The sequence below is a fragment of the Streptomyces sp. NPDC013455 genome, from assembly GCF_040632975.1.
Taxonomy (GTDB): domain Bacteria; phylum Actinomycetota; class Actinomycetes; order Streptomycetales; family Streptomycetaceae; genus Streptomyces.
In genome coordinates this window covers 108,901-121,449 of the sequence record NZ_JBEYCX010000007.1, presented here as the reverse complement: position 1 = coordinate 121,449, position 12,549 = coordinate 108,901, and the positions used below count along the sequence as shown (strand labels likewise).

Here is a 12,549-nt window from a genome sequence, read left to right as displayed (position 1 = left end):
ACGCCGCCCCGGATGCCGCAGCAGAAATCGCCGGGCCCGGCCGGCGGGCGGCAGACTCCCTGACAGGACACACGGCGTGTGCCGCGCCGCCGACGCCGCAGGGAGCGTGCCCCATGCCCCTCGACCCAGCCGCCTCCCCGGCCGACCGGTCCGCCTCCCCGGCCGACCCAGCCGCCTCCCCGGCCGACCGGTCCGCCGCCCCGGCCGACCCAGCCGCCTCCCCGGCCGACCGGTCCGCCGCCCCGGCCGGCCCAGCCGCCTCCCCGGCCGGCCGGTCCGCCGCCCCGGCCGACCCAGCCGCCTCCCCGGCCGGCCGGTCCGCCTCCCCGGCCGACCGGTCCGCCGCCCCGGCCGACCGGTCCGCCCTCCCGGCCGACCGGTCCGCCGCCGCGCCGCTTCCCCCCGTGCGGTTCTGGGCCGTCGGTGATCTGCCCGCGCTCGACCCCGACCCGCTCCTGGACGAGCTGCTGCGCAGCGAACCGGTCAGCCGGATCAGGCTGCCGTACGGCACCGGGCACGCATGGCTGGTGACCCGGTACGAAGACGTCCGCTTCGTCACCTCCGACCCGCGCTTCTCCCGGGAGGAGGTGGTCGGCCGCGACGTCACCACGATGCGTCCCGTGCCGGTGGCCTCGCAGACGGCGGGCGTGCAGTACGTCGACCCGCCCCGGCACACCGTGCTGCGCAGGGTCGTGGCCCGGGCGTTCACCGGGCGGAGCATGCAACGCCTGCGCCCGCTCGCCGAGCGCCGGGCCGCCGCACTGCTCGACGGCATGCGGCGCGCCGGCGCACCGGCCGACCTCATGGAACACCTGCACGGTCCCTTCCCGCTCGCCGTGCTCCGGGACTTCCTCGGCGTGGACGAGCGGGACTGGCACCGGTGGGCCGAGACGGGGGAGGCGCTGCTGTCCGCCGGAGCCGAGTCCGGGGAGCGCGCCGCGGCGGCGGCCCGGGCCACCCGGGCCCACATCGCCGAGCTGCTCCGGCGCCGCCGCGAGGAACCCCGCGAGGACCTGGCCGGAGTGCTGGCGCGGGCGGCCGAGGCGGGCGAGATCACGGACGACGAGGCGATCTCCCTGGCCACCGCCGTCCAGGTCAGCGGCGGCCACGCGGTCCGCAACAACAGCGGTTCGATGATGTACGCGCTGCTCACCCACCCCCGCCACCTGGAACGGCTGCGCCGCGAGCCGGAGCTGCTGCCGCGGGCCGTGGAGGAGCTGTTCCGCTACGTCCCGCACCGCAACGGCGTCGGCATCCCCCGGGTCGCCACCGAGGACGTGCGGGTCGGCGGGCGGCTGATCCGGGCGGGGGACGTGGTCTACAACGCGTACCTCGCCGCCAACCGCGATCCCGAGGTGTTCCCCGACCCCGACACCCTGGACTTCGACCGCGCGGGCGCCGCGCACCTCGCCTTCGGCCACGGCCCGCACCACTGCCTGGCCGCCGTCATGGCCCGGATGGAGGCGGAGGTGATGATCGGCGCCGTACTCACCCGCTTCCCCGGCATCCGGCTGGCCGTACCGCCCGAGGAGGTGGAGTTCCAGCGCCGGGGCCTGATCCGCGGACCGCGCACCCTGCCCGTGGCTTGGTGAGGGAACCTTTCACCCGTGGACGGCGTCTGCCCGTACGACAGCGGCTTCCGGTACGACGACACAGGTGGGGACCATGATTCTGCTCTTGCTCGGCGTCCTGGCGCTCGTAGTCGGCGGCTGCGTCTGCGTGGTGTGGGCGGAGCGCGGCGGCCCGCGCTGGACCCGCGCCGTCGCGACCGTCACCCTCACCGCGGGCGAGCTGGCCCGCAGCGCCTCGAAGAAGCGCGGCGGAACCGCGAACGCCACCCAGCCGGACAACACCGACGACTAGCCCCACCCACCCCGCCGGCTCGGCCCGGGAGATCAAACAATCGCTGACAAGGCTGCAGATCTTCCAGCGAAGTCTGGTGGTGGTACTACTTTGGGCCGTCCGATGCTGACCACCGGTACCCACGGGTGACCGCCCCCACCCCGCTCCGGCCTGGGCCACCGGAGTCGATCTGCGACACTGGTAAGACCATGCCCAAGCCCGGAGAACTCACCTTTGTCGCGCCGCGCGGTGCCAAGCAGCCGCCGCGGCATCTTGCCGACCTCACGCCCGCCGAGCGCAAGGACGCTGTGGCCGAGATCGGTGAGAAGCCGTTCCGTGCCAAGCAGCTCGCGCAGCACTACTTCGCGCGGTACGCGCACGACCCGGAGCAGTGGACCGACATCCCGGCCGGTTCGCGCGCCAAGCTGCAGGAGGCGCTGTTCCCGGAGCTGATGACCGTCGTCCGGCACCTCTCCACCGACCAGGGCACCACCCGCAAGACGCTGTGGCGGCTGTTCGACGGGACGCTGGTCGAGTCCGTGCTGATGCGCTACCCGGACCGCGTCACCATGTGCATCAGCTCGCAGGCCGGATGCGGCATGAACTGCCCGTTCTGCGCGACCGGGCAGGCGGGGCTGGACCGGAACCTCTCCACCGCGGAGATCGTCCACCAGATCGTCGACGGGATGCGGGCGCTGCGGGACGGCGAGGTGCCCGGCGGGCCCGCTCGGCTGTCCAACATCGTCTTCATGGGCATGGGCGAGCCGCTCGCCAACTACAAGCGGGTCGTCGGCGCCATCCGGGCGCTCACCGACCCGGCCCCGGACGGGCTCGGCCTCTCGCAGCGCGGGATCACCGTCTCGACGGTGGGCCTTGTGCCGGCCATCCACCGGTTCGCCGACGAGGGCTTCAAGTGCCGGCTGGCGATCTCCCTGCACGCCCCCGACGACGAGCTGCGCGACACCCTCGTCCCCGTCAACACGCGGTGGAAGGTGCGCGAGGTCCTGGACGCCGGGTTCGAGTACACCGAGAAGTCGGGCCGCCGGCTGTCGATCGAGTACGCGCTGATCCGGGACATCAACGACCAGGCCTGGCGCGGTGACCGGCTCGGGCGGCTGCTCAAGGGCAAGCCCGTACACGTCAACCTCATCCCGCTGAACCCGACGCCCGGCTCCAAGTGGACCGCCTCGCGGCCCGAGGACGAGAAGGCGTTCGTCGAGGCCATCGCGGCCCACGGGGTGCCCGTCACCGTCCGGGACACCCGCGGCCAGGAGATCGACGGGGCGTGTGGTCAGCTCGCGGCCACCGAGCGGTAATCTGACCGGGTCCACACATCTTCATATTCCGACAGGGGAGCGCCACAGCGCTGAGAGTGCGGCGGACAGGGCCGCAGACCCTCTGAACCTCGCCCAGGTCATTCTGGGTAGGAAGTTCGGTCATCACTCAAGCTGTTGCGCCCTGCCCGGGTCTCCTTGGCGGAGCCCGGGCAGGGCCGCGTCTCTTCCTGGCCAACCCCCAGGAGGACATCCAGTGCACACCAAGACCCTCGCGACCGCGGCCGCCGGCCTCGTCGCGCTGTCCGCGCTGACCGGGTGCGGCTCGTCCGACACCAAGGGCTCCGCGGACACCAAGACCGTGACCCTGGTCAGCCACAACTCGTGGAGCGTCTCGAAGAACGTCCTGAAGGACTTCGAGAAGCGTTCCGGATACAAGGTCCGGGTCCTCGAGGACGGCGACGCCGGTCAGGCCGTCAACAAGGCGATCCTGACCAAGGACAACCCGCAGGGCGACGTCCTCTTCGGCGTCGACAACACCCTGCTCTCCCGCGCCCTGGACAACGGCCTCTTCCAGCCGTACGAGGCCAAGGGCCTCGACACGGTCGGTGCCGCCTACCAGCTCGACAAGGACAAGCACCGGGTCACGCCGGTCGACTACGGCGACATCTGCGTCAACTACGACAAGGCGTACTTCAGCGAGCACAAGCTGACCCCGCCGCGGTCCTTCGCCGACCTCGCCAAGCCCGCGTACAAGAACCTCCTCGTCACGGAGAACGCGGCCACCTCCTCCCCGGGCCTCGGCTTCCTGCTCGGCAGCGCCGCGGAGTTCGGCGACGGGGGCTGGCCGGACTACTGGAAGAAGCTGAAGGCCAACGGCGTCAAGGTCGTCGACGGCTGGGAGCAGGCCTACTACCAGGAGTTCTCCGGGTCCTCCGAAGGCAGGAAGGCGGGCGGCGACCGGCCCCTCGTGGTGTCGTACGCCTCCTCCCCGCCCGCCGAGGTGATCTACGCCAAGAAGCGGCCCGGCACCGCGCCGACCGGTGTGGCCACCGGTACCTGCTTCCGGCAGATCGAGTTCGCGGGGCTGCTGAGCAACGCGAAGAACACCGAGGGCGGCAAGGCGCTCATCGACTTCCTGCTGACCAGGGAGTTCCAGCAGGACATGCCGCTGAACATGTTCGTCTACCCGGTCACGCGGGGGGCCGCCGTGCCCGCCGACTTCACGAAGTACGGCCCGGCCGCCGAGGACCCCGAGACCCTGGCGCCCGAGAAGATCGCCGCCAACCGCGACCAGTGGGTCAAGTCGTGGACGTCGCTCGTACTGAAGTGACCGGCACCCGGCGGGGGAACGCGGCGCGGCTCGGGCTGATGGCCCTGCCCGTCGCGTTCTTCGCGCTGTTCTTCGCCTGGCCCGTGGCCGCGATCGTCGCGCGCGGGCTGAAGGTGGACGGCGCCTGGCGGCTGGGACGGATCGCGGACGTCGTGGCCCAGCCGGACGTCCGGCACGTGCTGTGGTTCACCACCTGGCAGGCGCTCGCCTCCACCGCGCTCACCCTGCTGCTGGCGCTGCCCGCCGCCCACGTCTTCGCCCGTCTGGACTTCCCCGGCAAGCAGCTGCTGCGGGCCGTGGTCACCGTCCCGTTCGTGCTGCCGACCGTCGTCGCCGGCAGCGCCTTCCTGGCCCTGGTCGGCCACCGCGGCCTGCTGGACGAGCTGTGGGGGGTACGGCTCGACACCACCGTGTGGGCGATCCTGCTGGCCCACGTCTTCTTCAACTACGCGGTCGTCGTCCGCACGGTCGGCGGGCTGTGGGCCCAGCTCGACCCCCGGCAGGAGGAGGCGGCGCGGATGCTGGGCGCCTCCCGGCTGACCGCCTGGCGGCAGGTCACCCTGCCGGCGCTCGCGCCCGCCGTGGCCGCCGCCGCCCTGATGGTGTTCCTGTTCACCTTCACCTCCTTCGGCGTGGTGCAGATCCTCGGCGGCCCGGCCTTCTCCACCATCGAGGTGGAGATCTACCGGCAGACCTCCGACGTCTTCGACCTCTCCACGGCCGCCGTCCTCACCCTCGTCCAGTTCGCCGCCGTCGGCGCGATCCTCGCCGTGCACGCCTGGACGGTCCGGCGGCGGGAGACCGCCCTCCGCCTGGTCGACGCCCGGACGACCGCGCGCCGGCCGCGCGGGGCCGGGCAGTGGGCGCTGCTCGCCGCGGTCCTCGCCACCATCGCCGTGCTCCTGGTGCTGCCGCTCGCCGTCCTCGTCCGGCGCTCGCTCGACGCGCCCGGCTTCGGCTATTACCGGGCGCTCACCGCGGCCGACGGCGGAGTGTTCCTGGTGGCGCCGGTGCAGGCCGTGTGGACCTCGCTCCAGTACGCCGTCGCCGCGACCGCCATCGCCGTCGTGATCGGAGGTCTCGCCGCCGCCGCGCTGGCCCGCCGGGACGCGGGGCGGCTGGTGCGCGGCTTCGACGCGCTGCTGATGCTGCCGCTCGGGGTGTCCGCCGTCACCGTCGGCTTCGGCTTCCTGATCGCGCTGGACGAGCCGCCACTGGACCTGCGCCAGTCCTGGATCCTGGTGCCCCTCGCCCAGGCGCTGGTCGGTGCCCCCTTCGTCGTGCGCACCATGCTGCCCGTGCTGCGCGCGGTGGACACCCGGCTCCGCGAGGCGGCCGCCGTGCTCGGGGCCTCGCCCTGGCGGGTGTGGCGGGAGGTGGACCTGCCGCTGGTACGGCGGGCGCTGCTGGTCGCCGCCGGCTTCGCGTTCGCCGTCTCGCTCGGCGAGTTCGGGGCGACCGTGTTCATCGCCCGGCCCGACAACCCCACGCTCCCGGTCGCCGTGGCCCGGCTGCTCAGCCGTCCCGGCGAGCTCAACTACGGCCAGGCGATGGCCCTTTCCACGATTCTCATGGTGGTCTGCGCCGCCGCGCTGCTGGTCCTGGAGCGTCTGCGCACCGACCGGACGGGGGAGTTCTAGATGCTGCTGAGCCTTGCCGCCGCGACCGTGCGCTTCGGCGGGCGCGCCGTGCTCGACGCGGTGGACCTGGACGTCGCCGAGCACGAGGTGGTGTGCGTGCTCGGGCCCAGCGGCAGCGGCAAGTCCACGCTGCTCAGGACGGTGGCGGGCCTGCAGCCCCTGGACGCCGGGCGGGTGTCGCTCGACGGCCGCGACCAGCGGGGCGTGCCCGCGCACAAGCGGGGCGTCGGGCTGATGTTCCAGGACCACCAGCTGTTCCCGCAGCGGGACGTCGGCGCGAACGTGGCCTTCGGACTGCGCATGCACGGCGTCGCAGCGCGCGAACGGGACACCGAGGTCGGCCGGTTGCTGGAACTGGTCGGGCTGCCGGGGGCCGCCCGGCGGGCCGTGGCCTCCCTGTCCGGCGGCGAGCAGCAGCGCGTGGCCCTCGCCCGGGCACTCGCGCCGCGGCCCCGGCTGCTCATGCTGGACGAGCCGCTCGGCCAGCTCGACCGCTCGCTGCGGGAGCGGCTGGTGGTCGAACTGCGGGAGCTGTTCGGCCGGTTGGGTACGACCGTGCTCGCCGTCACCCACGACCAGGGCGAGGCGTTCGCGCTGGCCGACCGGGTGGTGGTGATGCGGGACGGGCGGATCGCGCAGTCCGGCACCCCGCTCGACGTGTGGCAGCGGCCCGCCGACGCGTTCGTGGCCCGCTTCCTCGGCTTCCAGAACGTGGTGCCGGCGACCGTCGCCGGGACGGCCGCCGACAGCCCGTGGGGCAAGCTGCCGGTGCCGGACGGTTCCGCGCAGGGCGACCGCACGCTCCTCGTCCGGCCCGCCGGGGTCCGGCTGGTGCCGGCCGACCGGGGCCTGCCCTGCACGGTGTCCGCCCGTACCTTCAAGGGCACCCACGTGGCGGTCCACCTCCAGCCGGCCGGCGGCCCACGGCTGGAGGCGGCCTGCGCGCTGCGGGACGCGCCGGAGGCCGGCGCCTCGGTCGGTGTGGAGTTCGACGTGGCCGAAACGGTCGTGCTCGACTGACCGCCGCGCCCTGGTCACCGTGCACCGGCCCGACGCCGGCGCCCTGGTCACCGTGCACCGGCCCGACGCCGGCGCCCTGATCACCGTGCACCGGCCCGACGCGCTCGCCACCGGGCCGACGCCGGCGCCCCGCGGTCAGTTCTTCCCGCTCGCACCCCGGCGGCGCATGCCGAAGTAGACGGCGCCGCCGCCGACGACGACCAGGGCCGCCGCGACGCCGGCGATCAGGCCGGTGTTCGAGTCGGCACCGGTGTCGGCGAGGTTGGAGTCGCCGACCGCCGGGGACGGCGCGTTCTCCGCGGTGCCCGCCGGGGCCGAGCTGGACGCGGAGGCCGACGGGACCGGGGCCGCCGAGCCGGCCGGGGCGGACGCGGATGTGGAGGCGGACGGGGACGGGGTGGCCGACGGCGTGGTGGAGGCCGTCGGCTTCGGGGTCTCGCTCTCGGTCGTGCAGGCGGTGGACGGCGTCACCAGGTCCGGCTGGATGTCCTGGTCGACCGCCTTGTCCGCCTTGATGTGAACCCGGTAGGTGGCGTTCGGCTTCCAGTCCTCGGGGAACGTGACCTCGGTGCCCTCCTTGGATCCCTTGACCGGCTGCTCGCCGACCTTGGTCTCCACACCGCCGACGCCCTTGAGGAAGACGCTGACGGTGGCGTCCTTCGCGGAGGCGTCCGTGTCGGTCACGACGATGACGCCCTTGCCGCCGTCGCACTTGGCTTCGGCGGAGAAGTCCTTGATGGTGCAGGCGAGGGCGGAGCCGGTCAGGCCCAGTACCAGAGCCGCCGACCCGGAGGCGACACCCAGGACGCTCACGGAACGGCGCACGCTACGGCGAGTGATGGACAACGTTTGTCCTTTACAGAGTGCAATTGCGGGGGGTGACGGGGATACGGGACGACGGAAGAGGTGAGGCCCCAGCACCCCCGGGAGGCTCACAGGTTTATAAGCGCTCCGCGAGCAGTGTCAACGCGTCGGCCGTCAACGGCCGTTGACTTTGCTCGCTTATTAACCGCCCGGACGTTTGCGCGCCGGGCCGGGCGGGTGCCGGCCTCACCCGCCCCTGGCGACACGGACGTCGGAGTCCCGCGGGGTCAGCCCTGGATCGCCGCCGGGTCCATCCACATGACCTCCCAGGTGTGCCCGTCGAGGTCGTCGAAGGAACGGCCGTACATGAAGCCGTGGTCCTGGGTCCGGCCGCTCTCGGTGCCACCGGCCGCGATCGCCTTGTCGACCAGCTCGTCCACCTTCTCGCGGCTTTCGGCGCTCAGACAGACCAGCACCTCGCTGGTCGTCGTGGCGTCGGCGATCTGCTTCTTGGTGAAGGTGGCGTAGAACGGCTTGGTCAGCAGCATCGCGACGATGGTGTCGCTGATCACGACGGAAGCCGCCTTCTCGTCGCTGAACTGCGGGTTGATCGTGTAGCCCAGCTCCGTGAAGAACTTCTTCGAGGCGTCGAGGTCGTTCACGGGCAGGTTCACGAAAATCATCTGCTGGTACATGCGGGCCTCTCCCGTCGGGGTCGTGCGCGGTTGATCGCGTCCGATGGGTAGACCGGTGGCCCGCCCCGGACTCATCGGTGACCGACGGGGGTTTTCCCGGACCGGCGGTCAGCGGTCCAGGGGCAGTGCCGACAGGGCGGCGACCAGCAGCGTGAGCGGGCCGAACAGGGCCAGCAGCGCGGCCGCGCGGAGGGCGGCCGCCCCACGCAGCATGCCGGCCGGCGCACCGAGGCGGAGCAGCGCGGCGGTGGTCTCGGCGCGGCTCTGGCGGGTCTCCACGGCCGCGGTGAACAGGGTGGCGACCGTGCAGCCGGCGACGACGAGCGCGCCGAGGGCGGTGAGCGGGCCGGAGGCGGGGGCCGGGCCGTCGCGGAGGACGGTCAGGGCGTACCCGGCGGACGCCGCCGCGCAGACCACGCCGAGGGGGCGGCCGATCCGGGTGGCCTCCGTCATCAGGACCCGCCCGGCGAGCAGCCGGAGCGCTCCCGGCCGGGCGGACTGGAGGAGCCGGCCGCACAGGTGGGCGAGGCCGGGGGCGGCCACGACCAGGCCGGCGCCGGTGAGCAGCCAGCCGAGGAGTACGGCGGCGGCGGCGGCGGGGACGGAGCGGCCGGCGTAGGCCTGCGCGGCGAGGCCGGCGGTGAGGAGGGCCACGCCCCAGGGGAGACCGGCGGGCGGTCCTTCGGGAGCGGCGGGGCCCGCGCCGGCCAGGCCGGCCAGGCCGGCCAGGTCGGTCATGTCTGCCGTACCGGCTCGGTCTGCCGCACGGGCTCGGTCTGCCGCACCGGTTCCGTCGGCCGGGCCGGTGTCCGGGTCCGCGGCCGCGTCACGGACCGCGCCGCCCGGCGCCACCGGGACGCCGTCCGCCGCCGGACCGGCAGCCGCCCCGGCGGCGGGACCGCCCGTGGCACCCCGGCCGGCCGCTGCCGTCACACCGGCGGGACCGCCCGTGAGGCGCTGATCGGCTGCTGCCGTCATATGGGCGGGACCGCCCGTGAGGCGCGGCTCGGCCGCTGCCGTCACACCGGCCGGGACCCGTCCGCCGAAGCGCGATCCGAACCTCCCGTAGGCCCCGAACGTCTCCTTCGCCGGAGCGGAGTGGTACGCCCCGAAGCGGCCGAACCCGCGCGGGCCGCGGGGTGCCGGGCGGGGGTCCCGGGGGCGCAGGGCGAGGGCCACCGTGGCCGAGGCGGCCGCGGGCGTCAGGGCGAGGAGGGTCAGGGCCGCCGGGACGGGCAGGGGCTGGTCCGCGGCCAGGAAGTCGGTCGCCGCGCCGTCGAACGGCAGGCCCGTCAGATCGCCGCGCAGGTGCAGGAAGAACAGCAGCGCCAGCAGGGAGCCCAGGGCGCAGGACAGGGCCGTCGTCAGGGCGGAGACGGCCATGAGGCGGGCCGGGCCCAGGCCCACGGCGGACAGGCCGGGGCGCGGCCGGGTGCCGGGGTCGGTGCGGGCGACCGCGAGCGCGAAGTGGACCGTGGCGGCGAGCGGCACCGCGCACCAGGCCAGGCGCAGCGCGGCGGCGCCCGGCTCATCGGGGTGGTCCAGGGCGTGGCCGAGGCTGGACAGGAGCAGGAAACCGGTGCCCGCCGAGGCCACGGCCACCAGCAGGCGGCGCAGCTGGACGGCGGGCCGGGCGGCGCGGGTCAGACGGACAGCGAGCACGCGGCCCGGCCTTCCGCGTCGGGGGCGTCCGGCAGGTGCACGGTGTGCACGCGCCGCCCGTCCAGCAGGGTCACCGTGCGGTCGGCGAGGGCGGCGATCTCCGCGTCGTGCGTGGCGAGCACGACCGTGATCGCGTGCGAGCGGGCGGCCGTGGTCAGGGTGCGCAGGACATGGGCGCGGTCGGCGCGGTGCAGGGTCGCCGTGGGCTCGTCCGCGAAGAGGACCGCGGGGCCGGGAGCCAGCGCGCGGGCGATGGCGACCCGCTGGCGTTCGGCCTGCCGCAGCTCCTGCGGGCGCTTGCGGGTCCGGTCGCCGACGTCCAGCCGCTCCAGCCACTCCAGCGCGGCGGCCCTGGCCCGGCGGCGGCCGGTGCCGCGCAGCATCAGGGGGAGGGCGACGTTCTCCCACACGTTGAGCTCGGGGACCAGGACCGGCTCGGGGTCGATCCAGCCGAAGCGGTCCCGGCGCAGGCGCTCGCGGGCCATCGGGCCGAGCGTGTGGACGGGGGCGCTGTTGAACCAGACCTCGCCGGTGCGCACCGGCACCAGGCCGGACAGACAGCGCAGCAGCGTGGTCTTGCCGCTGCCGCGCGGGCCGCTGACGGCCAGGATCTCGCCTTCCCGTACGCCGAGCGAGACCCCGCCGAGGCCGGGGGAGCCGTCGCGGTGCGTGAAGTGCAGGGAGCGTGCCCAGAGCACGTCGTTGTCCGGCGGGGCCTCCATGGGCGTACACCTCGGTTCTGATCCGTTGTCCCGTGCCTGATCCCTCGTGCGGGGGAACGAAGGCTCGGCCGATCGGTCACTGGAACGCTAGGCAGCCGTCACGGGGAGGCCGGTCAGCACACGGCCCCGGGCCGTCGTTCTCACTCGAACGAACGACACCGGGGCCGGTGTTGACCACCCGGTCGGATGGTCAGAGCTTCGTCCACGCCTCCGTGAGGGTGGCGCGCAGGATCTGCTCGATCTCGTCGAAGGTCTCCTGGTTGGAGATCAGCGGCGGGGCGAGCTGGACGACCGGGTCGCCGCGGTCGTCGGCACGGCAGTACAGGCCGTTGTCGAACAGCGCCTTGGAGAGGAAGCCGTACAGGACGCGCTCGGTCTCCTCGTCGTTGAACGACTCCTTGGTCGCCTTGTCCTTCACGAGCTCGATGCCGTAGAAGAAGCCGTTGCCGCGGACGTCGCCGACGATCGGCAGGTCGTGCAGCTTCTCCAGGGTGGAGCGGAAGGCGCCCTCGTTGTCGAGCACGTGCTGGTTGAGGCCCTCGCGCTCGAACAGGTCGAGGTTGGCGAGGCCGACCGCCGCGGAGACCGGGTGGCCGCCGAAGGTGTAGCCGTGCAGGAAGGTGTTGTCGCCCTTGTAGAACGGCTCGGCCAGGCGGTCGGAGATGATGCAGGCGCCGATCGGGGAGTAACCCGAGGTCATGCCCTTGGCGCAGGTGATCATGTCCGGGACGTAGCCGAACTTGTCGCAGGCGAAGGTCGTGCCCAGGCGGCCGAAGGCGCAGATGACCTCGTCCGAGACCAGCAGGACATCGTACTGGTCGCAGATCTCGCGGACCCGCTGGAAGTAGCCGGGCGGGGGCGGGAAGCAGCCGCCCGCGTTCTGCACGGGCTCCAGGAAGACCGCGGCGACCGTGTCCGGGCCCTCGAAGAGGATCTGCTGCTCGATCTGGTCGGCGGCCCAGCGGCCGAAGGCCTCCGGGTCGTCGCCGAAGAGCGGCGCGCGGTAGATGTTGGTGTTCGGCACCTTGTGCGCGCCCGGGACCAGCGGCTCGAAGGGGGCCTTCAGCCCCGGCAGGCCGGTGATGGACAGGGCGCCCTGCGGGGTGCCGTGGTAGGCGACCGCGCGGGAGATGACCTTGTACTTGGTGGGCTTGCCGGTCAGCTTGAAGTACTGCTTGGCGAGCTTCCAGGCGGTCTCGACCGCCTCGCCGCCACCGGTGGTGAAGAAGACCTTGTTGAGGTCGCCCGGGGCCTCGTTCGCGAGGCGCTCGGCCAGCTCCACGGCCTTGGGGTGCGCGTAGGACCACACGGGGAAGAAGGCGAGCTCGCTCGCCTGCTTGGCGGCGGTCTCGGCGAGTTCCGTGCGGCCGTGTCCGGCCTGGACCACGAACAGACCCGCGAGACCGTCGAGGTAGCGCCTGCCCTTGTCGTCGTAGATGTAGGTGCCCTCACCCCGGACGATGGTCGGCACGGGGGAGTTCTCGTACGAGGACATGCGGGTGAAGTGCATCCACAGGTGGTCGTACGCGGTGCGGCTGAGGTCCTTGCTGCTCACGG

The 12,549-nt window shown here is 73.4% G+C and carries 11 protein-coding genes and 1 riboswitch; of the genes, 6 read left to right on the top strand and 5 right to left on the bottom strand.

The features are described 5' to 3' along the window. The first annotated feature begins 113 nt into the window (after positions 1-113). The 6 genes from ABZ576_RS14075 (at position 114) to ABZ576_RS14050 (ending at position 7,109) form a co-directional block, all read left to right on the top strand. Complete coding sequence (locus ABZ576_RS14075; protein ID WP_360739722.1) at positions 114-1,592, top strand: cytochrome P450; 1,479 nt, start codon at positions 114-116, stop codon at positions 1,590-1,592. A gap of 73 nt (positions 1,593-1,665) precedes the next feature. Beyond that, positions 1,666-1,863, top strand: coding sequence for a hypothetical protein (locus ABZ576_RS14070; protein ID WP_360739720.1), 198 nt, complete (start codon positions 1,666-1,668; stop codon positions 1,861-1,863). Between the two features lie 188 nt (positions 1,864-2,051). Further along, on the top strand, positions 2,052-3,158 hold the full coding sequence (gene rlmN, locus ABZ576_RS14065) for a 23S rRNA (adenine(2503)-C(2))-methyltransferase RlmN (RefSeq protein WP_360739718.1): 1,107 nt from the start codon (positions 2,052-2,054) through the stop codon (positions 3,156-3,158). Between the two features lie 23 nt (positions 3,159-3,181). Beyond that, positions 3,182-3,290: riboswitch (TPP riboswitch) on the top strand. Between the two features lie 82 nt (positions 3,291-3,372). Continuing rightward, positions 3,373-4,449 (top strand): thiamine ABC transporter substrate-binding protein, encoded by a 1,077-nt coding sequence (locus ABZ576_RS14060; protein WP_360739716.1) that lies wholly within the window; start codon positions 3,373-3,375, stop codon positions 4,447-4,449. A 38-nt stretch (positions 4,450-4,487) separates the two neighbouring features. After that, on the top strand, positions 4,488-6,089 hold the full coding sequence (locus tag ABZ576_RS14055; protein ID WP_360740056.1) for an iron ABC transporter permease: 1,602 nt from the start codon (positions 4,488-4,490) through the stop codon (positions 6,087-6,089). Next, the gene (locus ABZ576_RS14050) at positions 6,090-7,109 is read left to right on the top strand and encodes an ABC transporter ATP-binding protein (RefSeq protein WP_360739715.1); all 1,020 of its coding nucleotides are present in this window, start codon (positions 6,090-6,092) and stop codon (positions 7,107-7,109) included. Between the two features lie 135 nt (positions 7,110-7,244). Here ABZ576_RS14050 and ABZ576_RS14045 read toward each other — a convergent pair whose 3' ends face one another. The 5 genes from ABZ576_RS14045 to ABZ576_RS14025 form a co-directional block, all read right to left on the bottom strand. Then, the gene (locus ABZ576_RS14045) at positions 7,245-7,955 is read right to left on the bottom strand and encodes an LAETG motif-containing sortase-dependent surface protein (protein ID WP_360739714.1); all 711 of its coding nucleotides are present in this window, start codon (positions 7,953-7,955) and stop codon (positions 7,245-7,247) included. Between the two features lie 245 nt (positions 7,956-8,200). Continuing rightward, a complete protein-coding gene (locus ABZ576_RS14040; RefSeq protein WP_360739712.1) occupies positions 8,201-8,608 on the bottom strand; it encodes a VOC family protein in 408 nt (135 codons plus the stop codon). A 108-nt stretch (positions 8,609-8,716) separates the two neighbouring features. After that, on the bottom strand, positions 8,717-10,270 hold the full coding sequence (locus ABZ576_RS14035) for a hypothetical protein (protein WP_360739711.1): 1,554 nt from the start codon (positions 10,268-10,270) through the stop codon (positions 8,717-8,719). Further along, on the bottom strand, positions 10,252-10,992 hold the full coding sequence (locus tag ABZ576_RS14030) for an ATP-binding cassette domain-containing protein (RefSeq protein WP_360739709.1): 741 nt from the start codon (positions 10,990-10,992) through the stop codon (positions 10,252-10,254). The genes ABZ576_RS14035 and ABZ576_RS14030 overlap by 19 nt, the downstream gene beginning before the upstream one ends. A 190-nt stretch (positions 10,993-11,182) precedes the next feature. After that, positions 11,183-12,547 carry an aspartate aminotransferase family protein gene (locus tag ABZ576_RS14025; RefSeq protein ID WP_360739708.1) on the bottom strand — a complete coding sequence of 455 codons (1,365 nt, stop codon included), beginning with the start codon at positions 12,545-12,547 and terminating at the stop codon, positions 11,183-11,185. Positions 12,548-12,549 lie beyond the last annotated feature (2 nt).

Coding starts and splice junctions, on each gene's coding strand:
- ABZ576_RS14075 (WP_360739722.1), top strand. CDS start 114: ATGCCCCTCGACCCAGCCGCCTCCCCGGCCGACCGGTCCGCCTCCCCG.
- ABZ576_RS14070 (WP_360739720.1), top strand. CDS start 1,666: ATGATTCTGCTCTTGCTCGGCGTCCTGGCGCTCGTAGTCGGCGGCTGC.
- rlmN (WP_360739718.1), top strand. CDS start 2,052: ATGCCCAAGCCCGGAGAACTCACCTTTGTCGCGCCGCGCGGTGCCAAG.
- ABZ576_RS14055 (WP_360740056.1), top strand. CDS start 4,488: ATGGCCCTGCCCGTCGCGTTCTTCGCGCTGTTCTTCGCCTGGCCCGTG.
- ABZ576_RS14050 (WP_360739715.1), top strand. CDS start 6,090: ATGCTGCTGAGCCTTGCCGCCGCGACCGTGCGCTTCGGCGGGCGCGCC.
- ABZ576_RS14040 (WP_360739712.1), bottom strand. CDS start 8,608: ATGTACCAGCAGATGATTTTCGTGAACCTGCCCGTGAACGACCTCGAC.
- ABZ576_RS14030 (WP_360739709.1), bottom strand. CDS start 10,992: ATGGAGGCCCCGCCGGACAACGACGTGCTCTGGGCACGCTCCCTGCAC.